Below are 13,581 nucleotides of genomic sequence, written 5' to 3'. Positions count from 1 at the left end.
CGGACACCCCGAGGGCGCACCGGCGCACGAGTGCGCGCGAAACCGCCTCGCTGCCATGCGTCCCGGTAGATGACAGCCTGCCATCGATGGCGCCGGACGGTCGCATTGCGGCGGGCGACACGCACAGTCTGACCCTCGCTGAGGGTTCTGAACACGTCGGGGGCCCGTCCCGTGCCCGGGTGTGACGCATCACCGCCCCGGCGCCCACCCGGCCGGGCGGCATGATCGTGCCCACCCGCCGGGCGCCGGGGCCGGCGCTCAGGGGCGACGGCCGCCGGGCGGCCGGGTCGCCGGCCCGCGCCGTCGGGCCGGGCGCGGGGCGGGCCGGGCGCGGGTCTGGTCACCACCGGCGTACAGCGCCGCCCCGACGACGCCCGCCTCGTTCTGGAGCTGGGCGGGCACCACCTTCGTGCGCAGTTCGAGGTGGTCGAAGAACTTCTCCGCCTTCCGGCTGGCGCCGCCGCCGATGATGATCAGATCCGGCCACAACAGGGCCTCGAGGGTGCTCAGGTAGCGGTTGACCCGCTTGGCCCACTTCTCCCAGGAGAGATCCTCACGCTCCCGGACGGCCTCGGACGCCCGCGTCTCCGCGTCGTGGCCCTGGATCTCCAGGTGTCCCAGCTCGGTGTTCGGTACGAGCTGGCCGTGCAGGAACAGCGCCGTCCCGATCCCGGTGCCGAACGTCGTCATGACGACGAGGCCGGAGGTGTCACGGCCGGCGCCGAACGCCATCTCGGCCACCCCGGCGGCGTCGGCGTCGTTGACGACGGCGACCTCCGAGCCGGCCAGCGCCGGCCCGAGTGCCCCGCCGAGCACCGCGGAGACGTCGGTGTCGATCCAGGCCTCGTCGACGTTCGCGGCGGTGCGGGCGACCCCGGACTTGATCACCGCCGGGAACGTGGCGCCGACCGGGCCCGTCCACTCGAAGTGCGCGACGACCTCCGCGACGGTCCGCGCGACCGACTCCGGGTCCGCGGGCTGCGGCGTCGGGAGCCGGAACCGCGGCGCGGCCAGCGTGCCGTCCTCGATGTCGACCGGGGCGCCCTTGATGCCCGTCCCACCGATGTCGACCCCGAAGACCCGCATTGCGCCGTCCTCCCGCATGTGTCGCTGTACGTCGCTCTCCTGGCGGCGGCGCGGCCTCCCGGCGGGAGCCCGCGACCTCCGGTACCTCCGGCGGAGGCGAGGGAATCGGTGAGGCCCGGCGCGGCGGGCGCCGAGCGGTCGTGCCCCGGACCCCGGGTGCCGCGTCGTGCCGAGCCGTGCCTGGCCTGGTTGTGCCTGTCGTAGTTTCGCAGGCCCGCCCGAAGCCGTGGCGGCGGCGGGCGCTTTCGGTGGTGAGCCCGGTCTCCGGCGGACGTCCATGCCGCTCCAGGCGGGACCGGAGATCGCCCGGGGTGGGCCGGACAACGCGTGTGTCCTGTTCTGAGGGCACCTACTCTGATGAGATGCGGTTGACCGATTCCCACGGGCGGGTCGCCACCGACCTTCGGGTGTCGCTGACCGACCGGTGCAACCTCCGCTGCAGCTACTGCATGCCCGCCGAGGGGCTCGACTGGCTGCCGAACCCGCTGCTCCTCACCGACGACGAGATCCTGCGGCTGGTCACGATCGCGGTGGCCCGGCTGGGCGTCACCGAGATCCGGCTGACCGGCGGCGAGCCCACGCTGCGTCCGGGGCTGGTGCGCCTGGTCGAGCGGATGGCGGCGCTCTCGCCCCGGCCCGAGCTCTCGCTCACCACCAACGGCCTGCGCCTGGCCGGCCTGGCCGGCCCGCTCGCCGCCGCCGGCCTGGACCGCGTCAACGTCTCCCTGGACACGCTTCGCCCGGAGCGCTTCGCCCGGATCACCCGCCGGAACCGGCTCGACGACGTCCTGGCCGGCCTCGCCGCCGCGGCAGACGCCGGGCTGATCCCGGTGAAGGTGAACGCGGTGCTCCTCCGTGGCCTGAACGACGACGAGGCCGCGCCGCTGCTGCGCTGGTGCCTCGCGCGCGGCTACGAGCTGCGCTTCATCGAACAGATGCCGCTGGACGCCCAGCACGGCTGGCGCCGCACCGAGATGATCACGGCCGGCGAGATCCTGACCCGGCTGGAGGCGGAGTTCGTCCTGACCGCGTTGCCGGGGCGGGGGAGCGCACCCGCAGAGCTGTTCGCCGTCGACGGGGGGCCGGGCACCGTCGGGGTGATCGGCTCGGTGTCCGCGCCGTTCTGCGCGGCCTGCGACCGGGTCCGGCTCACCGCGGACGGGCAGGTCCGCAACTGCCTGTTCGCCCGGGACGAATCCGATCTGCGCGGCCCGATGCGGTCCGGCGCCACCGACGACGACCTCGCCGACCGCTGGGTCCGCGCGGTGTGGGGGAAACACGCCGGCCACGGCATCGACACGCCGGGCTTCCACCAGCCGGCCCGGCCGATGTCGGCGATCGGCGGGTGACGTCACTCTCGCCGTCGCCGTCGGGGGAGCTGGGCGAACCGTGGGACGCACTGGTCCTCGCCGGCGGCCACTCCCGGCGGCTCGGCGGCCAGGACAAGGCCAGCGCCGTTGTCGGTGGCCTGCGGCTGCTGGACAGGGTGCTCGCCGCCGCCGGCGCGGCCGAGCGGATCGTCATCGTCGGGCCGCCGCGCCCGGCCCGGCCCGGTTCCCGGTCGGTCCGCTGGACCCGCGAGGACCCGCCGGGCGGCGGGCCGGTCGCCGCCATCGCCGCCGGGCTGCGGCTCGTCGAGGCCCCGCTGGTAGCGGTACTCGCGGTCGACCTGCCCTTCATCGGCGCCGCGGAGCTCGCCGACCTTCTCGGATCGCTGCGCGGCGAGCCACCGGGTCACCGTGACGCCGACGTGGCGGTGCTGGCCGATCCGGCGGGCCGGCCGCAGTACCTTGCGGCGGCCTGGGGCACCGCCGCGCTGCGCGCCGCCCTGCCGGCGGACCCGGCGGGCCGCTCGGTGCGCTCGCTGCTGGCCGGGCGGGATGTGCGGACCGTCCCCGCCACCGCCGACGCCTGCCTTGACTGCGACGACCCGGCGTCGCTGGCGGCGGCCCGGGCCCGGGCGGTCCCCGGAACGCACGGCTCGGGCACGATGCCCTGATGACAGACGACAACGAGGCGGGCGGGCCCTCGGCGGCCGAGCGCCCCGCAGGCACTGGTGCGGCGGCCGCACCCGGGGCGGCCGGTGGCGAGGCTCAGCGTCTCGGCGATGTTCTGGACGAGTGGGTGAGCCGGGCGAGCACCGCGCTCGGCCTGGAACCCGGTTCCGTGGACGCCACGCTCATCCTCGACCTCGCCCGGGATGTCGCCCACGGCGTCGCGCGCCCCGCCGCCCCGCTGACGGGGTTCCTGGTCGGGCTGGCCGCCGGCCGCCGTGGCGGCAGCGCCGCCGACGTCCGAGCCGCCGCGGACACGGTGCTGGCCCTCCTACCCGAGCACGACTCCAAGCACGACGGCTAGTGCACGACGGCTAGTGCATGCGGACGGGGCCGGTCTCGTCCAGGTAGCCGCGCATGTCGATGGCCATCGTGTGGACGTCCTCGGCGTCTGGTTCGGGGACGTCCTCGGCGTCGTCGCGGGGGTAGCCGAAGGTGAGACGCGGCAGCATCTGGGTGGGGGCGTCGACGAGCCCGGGCGCGGCCTCGATCAGCCCGGACTCCCAGTCGAGCTCGCGGCCGCTCAGCGGGCCGGAGGGCAGGTTCCGCGCGGCCGGTGACGTCGTGACGATCACGTAGTCCAGCACGCCGAGAGCGGCGATGACGACGAGGGCCGGCAGCGCCGCGAGTGGGCGCCACACCGTCAGGCCAACCATCACGAACACGGCCACCACGGTCAGGCCGCCGACGATGTGCCTGCGCACCGGGGGTAGCGCTGGAACCTTGCGTCCGCGCCGGTAATGCGCCATGCACCACAGTGTGCCCCCGTCGCCGGAACTGTCCAGACGGTGGGGTGTTGTCAACCGCCCGACTGGCGGCAGACAGAGACGCGACGCAGGGTGGAACCCGACGTCGGAAGCGAACCGGGGGAGCCGGCCGCGACAGCGGAGGGTACCCGCAATGCCTCTTTCCGGTGAAGGCTCTTCGGCGGTGCGCCGGAATGAGTCACACTTACCGTGGGAAATGAGAGATCCATGGCCCGACCCGCCGGTCAACGGTGTATCCATGGCCCGGTGTCGCACCATGGGATCGACCTCGCGAGGCTGGAGGATCGCCGTGGAGGTTACAAGTCGTGGCCGCTGGCCGCGACCGCTGCCACGACCCCGGCCAGGGTCGAGGCCGAGGTCAGCCCCGGTACTGGCCGTCGCCGCGGTGGTGGCGCTGCTCGTCCTGATCTCCGGGTGCGGGGCGTCTAGTTACGACTATGTGACGAACAAAGATGACGGCGCGTTCCTGAAGGTGCCGGCGGCCTGGACGTATCAGGAGATGCCCGGGCCGGCCCTGTTCGGCATCGACGCCCGCAATGTGAGCCCCGAGATGTTGCGCGGCCTGATGTCACGCGAGTGGGTCGTCGGGCTGGATGCCGCCGAGAAGTTCGACGAGACCAGTCTGTTCGTTCCCGACGCGCCGCTGCCGAAGGGCTTCGTCCAGGTTCGGCATCTTCTTCCGGAGGAGGCCAATGCGGTCTCCACGAACGACCTGCGCAACTTCGTGGTCACCGTCGACGACGCGGTCGCGGCGCAGGAGGAGGCCGTCCGCCAGGACCCGTACGGCGCGCGCCTCGCGCCCAGCTTCCTGCTCCTGGCCGACGAGAAGGTGGCGCAGGACAGCGGCGTCCACGGCGTGCACCTGATCTACCAGGTCGCCACCGCGGCCGGGCTGGTCACCATCGACCAGACCAGCCTGCTGGACCAGAACCAGACCGTGCTCTACCAGCTCGTCCTGGCCTGTTCAGCGCTCTGCTACACCCAGCACGGGGGGCAGATCGGCGAGGTCACGGGCTCGTTCACCATCAAGCCGACGGACCGAGGGCAGTAGGCATGAGCGCAACCGACCGGGCGACCAGTTCGGGTTCCTCCGCGCCCGCGGGGGAGACCACCGCGGGCGACGCCGCTTCCGACTCCTCGACCGCGCCGCGCCGACGTCCCGCGGCGCTGTGGGACAGAACCAAGTTCCTGCTCCTGCTCGGCGCGCTCTTCGCCTTCGTGGTCGCGGCGGACGTCTCCGGCAACCCGCTGATGACCTGGGGCGACGCGTTCCGCATCCAGTCGCGGTCGAGCTGGTGGATCCTGGCCCTGTTCGGGCTCGAGGTGGTCCACCAGATCCACATCTTCCTCGGCGAGCGGTCGTCGCGGTACTACGTGTTCTGGACGGACAAGGTGTTCGGCCGCGCCGAGCGCCGGCTGCTGCGCTTCAACGACTGGAACCGGTACCGGGCCAGCCGGGCACTGAAGGTCGTGGCCGCGTTCGCGCTGTTCCTGTTCGTCTACGCGCGCATCGTCGACCAGTCCATCTTCGAGGCGACGGTCGGCCTGCCCGGCGCGGCGTGGAAGGCCATCCCGCTCGTCCTGCAGATGGTGCTGCTGCTGGTGGTCGTCGTCGGGCAGTTCGTCGCCATCTTCTGGTTCCTCTCCAAGGGCGGCGTCGAGGTCTACTTCCCCGAGGACATCAAGACCCGCTTCGCCGACGTCTGGGGCCAGGACCACGTCGTCAGCCGGGTCCAGGAGAACGTCTTCTACCTGGAGCGCCCCGAGGAGATCGAGGACAGGGGCGGTTACGTCCCCGGCGGCATTCTGCTGTGGGGCCCGCCCGGCACGGGCAAGACGCTGATCGCCGAGGCGGTGGCCGGCGAGACGGGCAAGCCCTACGTCTTCGTCGACCCGGGCGCCTTCTCGGCGATGTTCATGGGCGTCGGCATCATGAAGGTGAAGTCGCTGTTCCGCAAGCTGCGCAAGCTGTCACTGCGCTACGGCGGCGTGATCGTCTTCTTCGACGAGGCCGACACGCTCGGCAACCGTGGTCAGCTCGCCGGTGGCTTCAGCGGCGGCGGCAAGCTCGGCGCGGGAGCGGCGGCCTTCTCCACCGGGCACAACCCGTTCGGCGTGCCGGTGGGCGCGGAGTCCGTGGACGCCTGCAACGGCTTCTCCTACCTGGACTCGTTCGCCCGGGCCCAGATCGCCCGCGACCACGCCCAGCGCGAGAACTTCGTCATGGGCGGGGGGATGGGCGGGTCCGGTGCCGACGGGACCCTGCAGGCCCTGCTCACCGAGATGTCCGGCCTGAAGAAGCCCCGCGGATTCCTCAACCGGATCGTCCGGCGGACCCTCGGCATGCGTCCGAAGCCGCCGCCGAAGTACCGCATCCTGGTGATGATGGCGACGAACATGCCCCAGTCGCTGGACGAGGCGCTGCTGCGGCCCGGGCGCATCGACCGCATCTACAAGGTCGGCTACCCCAGCAAGGAGGGCCGGATCCGGACCTTCGAGGGCTACCTGGCCAAGGTGCGCCACGAGCTGACCCCGGACCAGGTCGAGCGCCTCGCCATCATGAGCCCGGAGGCCACCGGCGCCACGATCAAGGACACGGTGAACGAGGCGCTGGTGCAGGCCGTCAAGGACGGCCGCGAGATCATCACCTGGCAGGACATGCTGCGGGCCCGGGTGGTCAAGGAGTACGGCCTCGCCGACGACCACGAGCACATCGCCCGCGAGCGGCACAGCATCGCGCTGCACGAGGCCTGCCACGCCGTCGTCGCCTACCGCACCCAGCGCGGACGGGTCATCGACCTGGCGACCATCGAGCGGCGTGGCGGAGTCGGCGGGTTCGTCGCGCACGTCGCGGTCGAGGACCGCATGTTCATGTGGAAGTCGGAGATCGAGGTCCAGGTGATGGTCTCCCTCGCCTCGCTCGCCGGCGAGCGGATGTTCTTCGACGGCGACAACACCGTGGGTGTCGGTGGTGACCTGCGCAGCGCCACCCTGCTGGTGTCGAGCAACATCTCCTCGGCCGCGATGGGCGAGACGCTCGCGTCCCGGCTGAGCATGATCGAGCACCAGATGGGCCAGGCGTCCATCGACTCGGACCGGCCCTTCGGTGAGCAGGTCGAGGCCAAGCTGCGGGAGATCTACGCCCGCACCGAGGCCGTCCTGTCCGCGAACCGGCGCGAGGTGCTGTCCCTCACCCATGCGCTGGAGACCCACAAGACGATCACCGGCGAGGACGTCGAGGCCATCATGGAGGGGACGGTCGGCCCGACGGTCGACGGCCGCCGCTACATGGAACCGGGGTTCATGGCCGTCGCGGAGGACTACCACCGCTCGGCGGTCCAGGCACACCGCGGGATGCACCACGACGATCTCCGGGAGCTTCCCGAACTCGGCCGGGCAGCCGCCCGCGGGGCGCCCCCCGTGCCACGGGCACTCCCGGAGGGCCCCTCCACCGCCAACTGACGTCGCCGCCGCCCCGCCACGGGCACTGGCCGGGCGGTGCCGATCGGTGTCGGTGTTCGGTGGTGTCGGGCGGTGCCGGCGCCGGTCGGAGCCCTGGCCGCGCGCCTACTCGCCTTTTGGTTTCCTTCTCGCCGTTTTGTAGCCAGATTCGGCGGAATCCGGCCCGAAACGGCGAGAAGGGCGCCAAAGGGCGAGCGGGTTCCCTCGATATCCGGGGTGTTTTGCCCGATAGATGGCGGTCTGGGTAGTCCCGTGGTCGGGGCAGTCCCGCGGTGATGAGGCCGCCTTCGCCTCCTGCGCGGGCGAGACCGCGTGGACGGCTGGTCTCCTCGCGTTCAATCTACGACCCCCGACCTCGGACCCCGACCCGTGATCTCGGACCCCCGAGCCGTGATCTCCGAGCCCCGGCGCGGGGTGTCAGACGTCCTGGAGAGCCGGCCCGCGCTGCGGTGCGGCCGCCGCGCTCAGAACACCCGCGACCGGGTTACCGAGCACGGTGTCGGTCGGCGCGGACGCAGTTGGGTCATCCGACATCGCGGTGCCTCCCGCCGTGCCAGCGTCGCCCACTGTGCCAGCGCGGTGTGTGGGGCCGGCGGTGAGCGCTGTGTCAGCGTCTCCTGCTGCGTCAGCGTCGCTCACTGTGCCAGCGATGAGAGTGGTGCCACCGGTGAGCGTTGTGTCCGCGTCGAGCGCGGTGCCGTCTGCGGTGACGATGCCTGTGGCGAGTGGCGGGTCGACGCCTGGCGCGGCCGGTGGTCCGGGGCTGGCCGCGGCCGCCGGGACAGCCTGCGCGCGCGCCGCCTGGCTGCGCAGGGACACCGCCGCGAAGGCGGATCCGGCCAACGCCGCCACGCCGGCCATCGCCAGGCCGGCCCGCGCACCGAACGTCTCGGACACCCAGCCCGCGATCGGGCCGCCGACCGGGGTCGAGCCGAGGAACGCCACCGACCACAGGGCCATCACCCGGCCACGCATCTCCGGTGCCGCGGAGAGTTGCACGGTCGCGTTGCCGGTGGAGATGAACGCGACGCTCGCCGCGCCGACCACCACGAGCGCGGCGACCTCCAGCGCCAGCACCGGGGCCGCGGCTGCTACCAGGGTGACCACGCCGAACACCCCGGAGGTGACCGTCAGGGCCGGGATCCCCACCCGCCGGTGCCGGGCGACGACCAGGCCACCGGCCACGGCCCCCGCACCCATCGCGCCGGTGAGAAGGCTGTACGTCGCGGCCGACCCGTCAAAGGTCTCACGTGCCACGAGCGGCAGCACGACCTGGAACTCGTAGGACAACGCTCCGATCACGGCCATCATGAGCAGCGGGATCCGCAGGCTCGGCGTCCGCATCGCGTAGGCGAGCCCGGAGCGCACCTGCCCCGGTGCCCGCGGCACGGGACGTCGGCGCACCAGCGCCGCGGTGTCGATCCGCTGCAGCGCGATGACCACGGCGACGAACGAGGCGCCGTTCAGCAGGAAACAGCCGCTGGTGCCGACCAGGCTGATGAGGATGCCGGCGATGCCCGGCCCGACGACCCGGGCCGCGTTCATGGTCACCGAGTTCAGCGTGACGGCGTTGGGCAGGAACTCCGACCCCACCATCTCCTGGACGAAGCTCTGCCGCGCCGGGTTGTCCACCGCGCTGGTCATCCCGATCGCCGCCGCGACGGCGGCGACCATCCACAGCTGGGCCGTGCCCGTCAGGTCCAGGACGCCGAGCAGGACGGCGAGGGAACCGAGAATGATCTGGGTGGTGATCAGGAGCCTGCGGGTGTTCGAGCGGTCGGCGATCAGCCCGCCGTAGGCGCCGAACAGCAGCACGGGCAGGAACTGGGCCGCGGTGACGAGCCCGAGTTCGGTGCCGGACGCGCCGAGCGACAGCACCAGCCAGCCCAGGGCGATCATCTGCATCCAGGTCCCGCAGAGCGAGACCACCTGACCGCCGAGGAAGAGGCGGAAGTTCGGTACCTGTAGGGCGGCGAAGGTGCCTGTGGACGACAGCGCCCGGGTGCCTGCCTCCTCCGCGCCTCCTGCGCTCGTCCTCGACGTGACCTGGTCCGAACGACTCATGCGGTGCACCTCCGAGGTTCACAACACGCCCCGGCCGATATTTATTTCGCGCAGCTAAGTATTTCGTGGGCGGGTGGGAACGAGGGTGGAGCAGGGTGGCTCGGGGTCGCGGATCGGTCATGTATCCGGGCCGCGGCTTGGTGGCCGGGTGATGATGCCCTAGCATTCGAACATGTGTTCGACAGTCTCGGTGTGGCCGGGTGGGCAGGCGCTGCCCGCAGGCGGGGCAGGGGCCGCCGGTAGGGCAGGCCCCGTCGGCAGGGCCTGCGGAGGTGGCGGGCGCGTGGGGTGGCGCCGCACACGGGGCGTTCAGTGAGTGGAGTGCGGGTGTCGGACAAGGAGGCGGCTGTGAAGGATCTCGACGCGCAGGTGGCCCGGCTGGCGGCCGTGGATCCCGGAGAGGTGCCGGACGCCGAGCTCGCCCTGCTGGTGATGGACGTGCGCCGGCTCGTCGACGCCACCGACGCCTGCTGGGTCCGTCTGCTCGCGGAGTTCGACCGGCGCGAGCTGTGGAACCTCGACGGTGCCCGGTCGGCGGCCGCCTGGCTGCGCCGGGAGTGCAGGCTTGTCCACCCCACGACGACCTCGGCGCTTACGGTGGCGCGCGCGCTGCGATCCCTGCCGGTGACCGCGGAGGCCTTCCGGACGGGCACGATCAGCTTCGACCACGTCCGCGCCATCGCCCCCGCGCTGGAGGCCGCGCGCGGCGAGCTCGCGCGCAGCGCCGACCCGATCTTCGCCCGCGCGGCCCTGTGGATGAACCCCCGTCAGATGGGCAACGTCGTCCGGACGTGGATCCGCCTGGCCGAGTCGGAGAGCCCACGTCTCCCGGGCGGGTCTGAGCCCCCTGGGTCGTGACGGGCCCACTGCGCCGGGCGGGCCCGGTGGGCCGCGACGGCGTCCGGTGGCGAGGCCCGGGAGCACGGGCCGGAGGGCGACAGCCCCGAGATGAGACGTGGCGGCCGGGGGAGTCCAGAGACTCGCCCGGCCGCCACGTCTCGAAGTCCAGCGCCGCTGAAGTCCAGCACCGTCGAGGGCCGGAGCCGTCGAGGGCCGGCGCCCCGGCCGGCGGGCCGGGCGGAGCGGGAGGAACTACAGAGGGATGTTGCCGTGAACGTTCTTGTCCACCCGGGCCGCGGCGACCGCGTCGGCGAGCGCGGCCGCGACCGCCCCGCGGGTCGTCGCGGGTGTGACGACCGCGTCCACCACGCCCAGCTCCACCGCGCGGTCGATCCCGCCGACGGTGCGGACGTGCTCCTCGGCCAGTTCGGCCATCACGTCCGGGCGGCGCTGGGCGGGCACCTCGGCCAGCTGCCGGCGGTGCAGGATGCCGACCGCGGCCTCCGCCCCCATGACCGCGAGCTGCGCGGTCGGCCACGCGTAGACCGCGGTCGCGCCCAGGCAGCGGGCGTTCATCGCGATGTACGCGCCGCCGTAGGCCTTGCGGGTGACGACGGTGACCCGGGGCACGGTGCACTCGGAGAAGGCGTAGAGCAGTTTCGCGCCGCGCCGGACCACACCCTCCCACTCCTGGCCCACGCCGGGCAGGTAGCCGGGGACGTCGACGAGCACCACGAGCGGGACCCCGAACGAGTCGCACATCCGCACGAACCGCGAGGCCTTCTCCGCCGAGAGCGCGTCGAGGCAGCCACCGCGGCGCAGCGGGTTGTTCGCCACCACGCCGACCGTCCGCCCGCCGAGGCGGCCGAGGGCCGTGACGATGTTGCGAGCCCACTTGGGGTGCAGCTCGACGACCTCGTCGTCGAGCAGGCCGGCGACGAGCGGTCGCACGTCGTAGGCGCGGCGGGGGTTCTCCGGCAGCAGATCGCCGAGCTCACGCTCGGCGACGTGGCCGACGGAGCCCTGGTCGGCCAGCAGCGCGGTGATCGCGCGGGTCCGGTCGAACGCGGCGTCGTCGGTGTCGCAGGCGAGGTGGACGACTCCGCTGCGGGTCGAGTGGACCTCGGGGCCGCCGAGGCTGTCGGCCGTGCACTCCTCGCCGGTCACCGAGCGGACGACGTCCGGGCCGGTGACGAAGACCTTCGCGTCGGGCCCGGTGATGACCAGGTCGGTGAGCGCCGGGCCGTAGGCGGCGCCGCCGGCCGCGGCCCCGAGGACCAGCGAGATCTGTGGCACCCGTCCCGAGGCGCGGACCGTCGCCGCGAACACCCGGCCGACGCCGTCGAGCGAGGCCACACCCTCCTGCAGGCGGGCGCCCCCGGAGTGCCAGATACCGATCACGGGGCAGCTCATCCGGACGGCCGACTCGATCGCGTGCACGATGCGCGCGCAGCCGTCCCGGCCCATCGCACCGCCCTGGACCGTGGGGTCGGTGGCGAAGGCGACGACCTCGTTGCCGTCGACGAGGCCCTGGCCGGCCACGACACCCGAACCGTCGGCGGAGGCGAACAGCGAGAGCGTGTCCGGGTCGAAGAAGCGGCTCAGCCGCGAGACGGGAGTTCGGGAATCGGTGCGGTCGATGGTGGACAGACTCACCGTAGGTCTCCTTGGTTGAGCGGTATCAGCCTGCTCCTGCGCAGATGGCGGCCCCGGTGCGGCCACCGTGAGGTGTTTCCTGGCCGGGGCTTGGATCCCGGCGAACCGTCCCGGCGCCCCCGGGCGTGCCGCCGCCGCGGCGGCGGCACGGTCTTCCCTCGGGGCGCCGGGCGTGCGTCCTACACCGTGAACGCGAGACAGACGTCGTGCCCACCGAACCCGAACGAGTTCGACAGGCCCGCGCCGGTGCCGAGTTCCCGGTTGTCGATGCTCACGACATCCAGTGCGATCTCGTCGTCGAGCGCGTCGAGATTGCGCGTCGCGGGGACGACGCGCTCGCGCAGCGAGAGCAGCGTGACCACGGCCTCCAGCGCGCCGGCCGCCCCGAGCAGGTGGCCGGTCATCGACTTGGTCGAGGTCACCGCGATCGAGTCGAGCGCGGAGCCCAGCGCCAGCCGAAGCGCGATCGACTCGGCGACGTCTCCGGTCGGGGTCGACGTCGCGTGCGCGTTGACGTGGATGACGTCCTCGGGCTCCAGGGAGGCCGAGCGCAGCGCCGCCCGGATCGCCCGGGCCGCGCCGGCACCGGTCGGATCCGTCGCGGCCACGTGGTAGGCGTCCGAGCTGATGCCGGCGCCGGCGAGGGTCCCGAGGACCCGCGCGCCGCGTGCCTGCGCGTGCTCCGCCGCCTCCACCACGATGACCGCCGCGCCCTCGCCGAGCAGGAAGCCGTCCCGGGCCTTGTCGAACGGCCGCGAGGCGGTCTCGGGAGCGTCGTTACGCCGGGAGAGCGCCTGCATCTGCGCGAACCCGGCGATCGGCAGGGCGGCGATCGCAGCCTCCGTGCCGCCGGCGATCACGATGTCCGCCCGGCCGGCGCGGATGATGTCCAGCGCCAGCGCGATCGCCTCCGAGCCGGACGCACACGCGCTGACCGGCGCGTGCACACCGGCCTTGGCACCGAACGCCAGGCCGACCGTGCTCGCCGGGCCGTTTGGCATCAGCATCGGCACGACGTGCGGCGACACCCGCCGAGCCCCACGCTCCCGCAGCACGTCGTGCTGGTTGAGCAGGGTCAGCACCCCGCCGATCCCGGACGCCACGCAGACGGCGAGGCGCTCGGAGTCGACTTCCGGAGAGCCCGCGTGGGCCCATGCCTCCCGCGCGGCGACCAGCGCCATCTGCTGGCTGCGGTCGAGAGTTCTGGCCTCGACGCGGCCCAGCGGTGGCTCGACCGCGAGCGGGGCGGCGATGTGGACGGGGAGCTGTTCGACCCAGTCCTCGGTCAGGCGACGCGCGCCGGAGCGGCCGGAGAGCAGCCCCTCCCACGTGGACGGCACGTCGCCGCCGAGGGGAGTGGTAGCCCCGAGGCCGGTGACGACGACCTGCCTGGGGGTCGGGGTCACGCGGCGACACCCGCCCGCTGGATGTACGAGACGGCGTCGCCGACGGTCTTGAGGGTCTTGACGTCCTCGTCCGGGATCTTCACGCCGAACTTCTCCTCGGCCGCGACGACGACCTCGACCATGGAGAGCGAGTCGACGTCCAGGTCGTCGATGAAGGTCTTGTCCGCGGTGACGTCGGCCGGGTCCACACCGGCGACTTCCTCGAGGATCGCGGCGAGGCCGGCGAGAATATCGGTTTGCGACATG

12 protein-coding genes are annotated in these 13,581 nt (G+C 72.8%); 6 read left to right on the top strand and 6 right to left on the bottom strand.

Annotated features, from left to right (window positions below; genetic code table 11):
* Positions 1 to 258: 258 nt before the first annotated feature.
* Positions 259 to 1,086 carry a polyphosphate--glucose phosphotransferase gene (ppgK, locus tag AC559T_RS05345; protein WP_041253742.1) on the bottom strand — a complete coding sequence of 276 codons (828 nt, stop codon included), beginning with the start codon at positions 1,084 to 1,086 and terminating at the stop codon, positions 259 to 261.
* 362 nt (positions 1,087 to 1,448) lie between these two features.
* Between ppgK and moaA the strand changes: the two genes are divergently transcribed.
* From moaA to AC559T_RS05330, 3 genes are read left to right on the top strand one after another with little or no spacing between them, the layout of a single operon-like run.
* Positions 1,449 to 2,435, top strand: coding sequence for a GTP 3',8-cyclase MoaA (moaA, locus tag AC559T_RS05340; protein ID WP_071061326.1), 987 nt, complete (start codon positions 1,449 to 1,451; stop codon positions 2,433 to 2,435).
* A complete protein-coding gene (gene mobA, locus AC559T_RS05335) occupies positions 2,432 to 3,085 on the top strand; it encodes a molybdenum cofactor guanylyltransferase (RefSeq protein WP_112106384.1) in 654 nt (217 codons plus the stop codon). The genes moaA and mobA overlap by 4 nt, the downstream gene beginning before the upstream one ends.
* Positions 3,085 to 3,444: a DUF6457 domain-containing protein gene (locus AC559T_RS05330; protein ID WP_498867955.1), complete on the top strand. Its 360-nt coding sequence runs from the start codon at positions 3,085 to 3,087 to the stop codon at positions 3,442 to 3,444. Before mobA ends, AC559T_RS05330 begins: the two co-directional genes overlap by 1 nt.
* 10 nt (positions 3,445 to 3,454) lie before the next feature.
* On the opposite strand, the gene AC559T_RS05325 is transcribed toward AC559T_RS05330, so the two are convergent.
* A complete protein-coding gene (locus AC559T_RS05325; protein WP_248832373.1) occupies positions 3,455 to 3,889 on the bottom strand; it encodes a hypothetical protein in 435 nt (144 codons plus the stop codon).
* 403 nt (positions 3,890 to 4,292) lie between these two features.
* On the opposite strand from AC559T_RS05325, the gene AC559T_RS05320 reads away from it, so the two are divergent.
* Together AC559T_RS05320 and AC559T_RS05315 are read left to right on the top strand one after the other, a co-directional pair.
* Positions 4,293 to 4,958 carry a hypothetical protein gene (locus AC559T_RS05320; protein ID WP_071061321.1) on the top strand — a complete coding sequence of 222 codons (666 nt, stop codon included), beginning with the start codon at positions 4,293 to 4,295 and terminating at the stop codon, positions 4,956 to 4,958.
* A 2-nt stretch (positions 4,959 to 4,960) separates the two neighbouring features.
* The gene (locus tag AC559T_RS05315) at positions 4,961 to 7,369 is read left to right on the top strand and encodes an AAA family ATPase (protein WP_131626851.1); all 2,409 of its coding nucleotides are present in this window, start codon (positions 4,961 to 4,963) and stop codon (positions 7,367 to 7,369) included.
* A gap of 417 nt (positions 7,370 to 7,786) precedes the next feature.
* On the opposite strand, the gene AC559T_RS05310 is transcribed toward AC559T_RS05315, so the two are convergent.
* Positions 7,787 to 9,433, bottom strand: coding sequence for an MFS transporter (locus AC559T_RS05310; RefSeq protein WP_498867954.1), 1,647 nt, complete (start codon positions 9,431 to 9,433; stop codon positions 7,787 to 7,789).
* Between the two features lie 348 nt (positions 9,434 to 9,781).
* Here AC559T_RS05310 and AC559T_RS05305 point away from each other — a divergent pair, with 348 nt between their 5' ends.
* Positions 9,782 to 10,291, top strand: coding sequence for a DUF222 domain-containing protein (locus AC559T_RS05305; RefSeq protein ID WP_112106396.1), 510 nt, complete (start codon positions 9,782 to 9,784; stop codon positions 10,289 to 10,291).
* A gap of 234 nt (positions 10,292 to 10,525) precedes the next feature.
* On the opposite strand, the gene AC559T_RS05300 is transcribed toward AC559T_RS05305, so the two are convergent.
* The 3 genes from AC559T_RS05300 to AC559T_RS05290 form a co-directional block, all read right to left on the bottom strand.
* The gene (locus AC559T_RS05300; protein ID WP_498867953.1) at positions 10,526 to 11,929 is read right to left on the bottom strand and encodes an acyl-CoA carboxylase subunit beta; all 1,404 of its coding nucleotides are present in this window, start codon (positions 11,927 to 11,929) and stop codon (positions 10,526 to 10,528) included.
* A gap of 179 nt (positions 11,930 to 12,108) precedes the next feature.
* Positions 12,109 to 13,335 (bottom strand): beta-ketoacyl-ACP synthase II, encoded by a 1,227-nt coding sequence (locus tag AC559T_RS05295; RefSeq protein WP_071061315.1) that lies wholly within the window; start codon positions 13,333 to 13,335, stop codon positions 12,109 to 12,111.
* Positions 13,332 to 13,580 (bottom strand): acyl carrier protein, encoded by a 249-nt coding sequence (locus tag AC559T_RS05290; RefSeq protein ID WP_020458891.1) that lies wholly within the window; start codon positions 13,578 to 13,580, stop codon positions 13,332 to 13,334. The genes AC559T_RS05295 and AC559T_RS05290 overlap by 4 nt, the downstream gene beginning before the upstream one ends.
* Position 13,581: the final 1 nt, after the last annotated feature.

This window comes from Frankia sp. Hr75.2 (assembly GCF_949319125.1).
Taxonomy (GTDB): Bacteria; Actinomycetota; Actinomycetes; order Frankiales; family Frankiaceae; genus Parafrankia; species Parafrankia soli.
The sequence above is the reverse complement of the archived record's forward strand: the minus strand, read 5'-3'. Positions and strand labels throughout refer to the sequence as shown.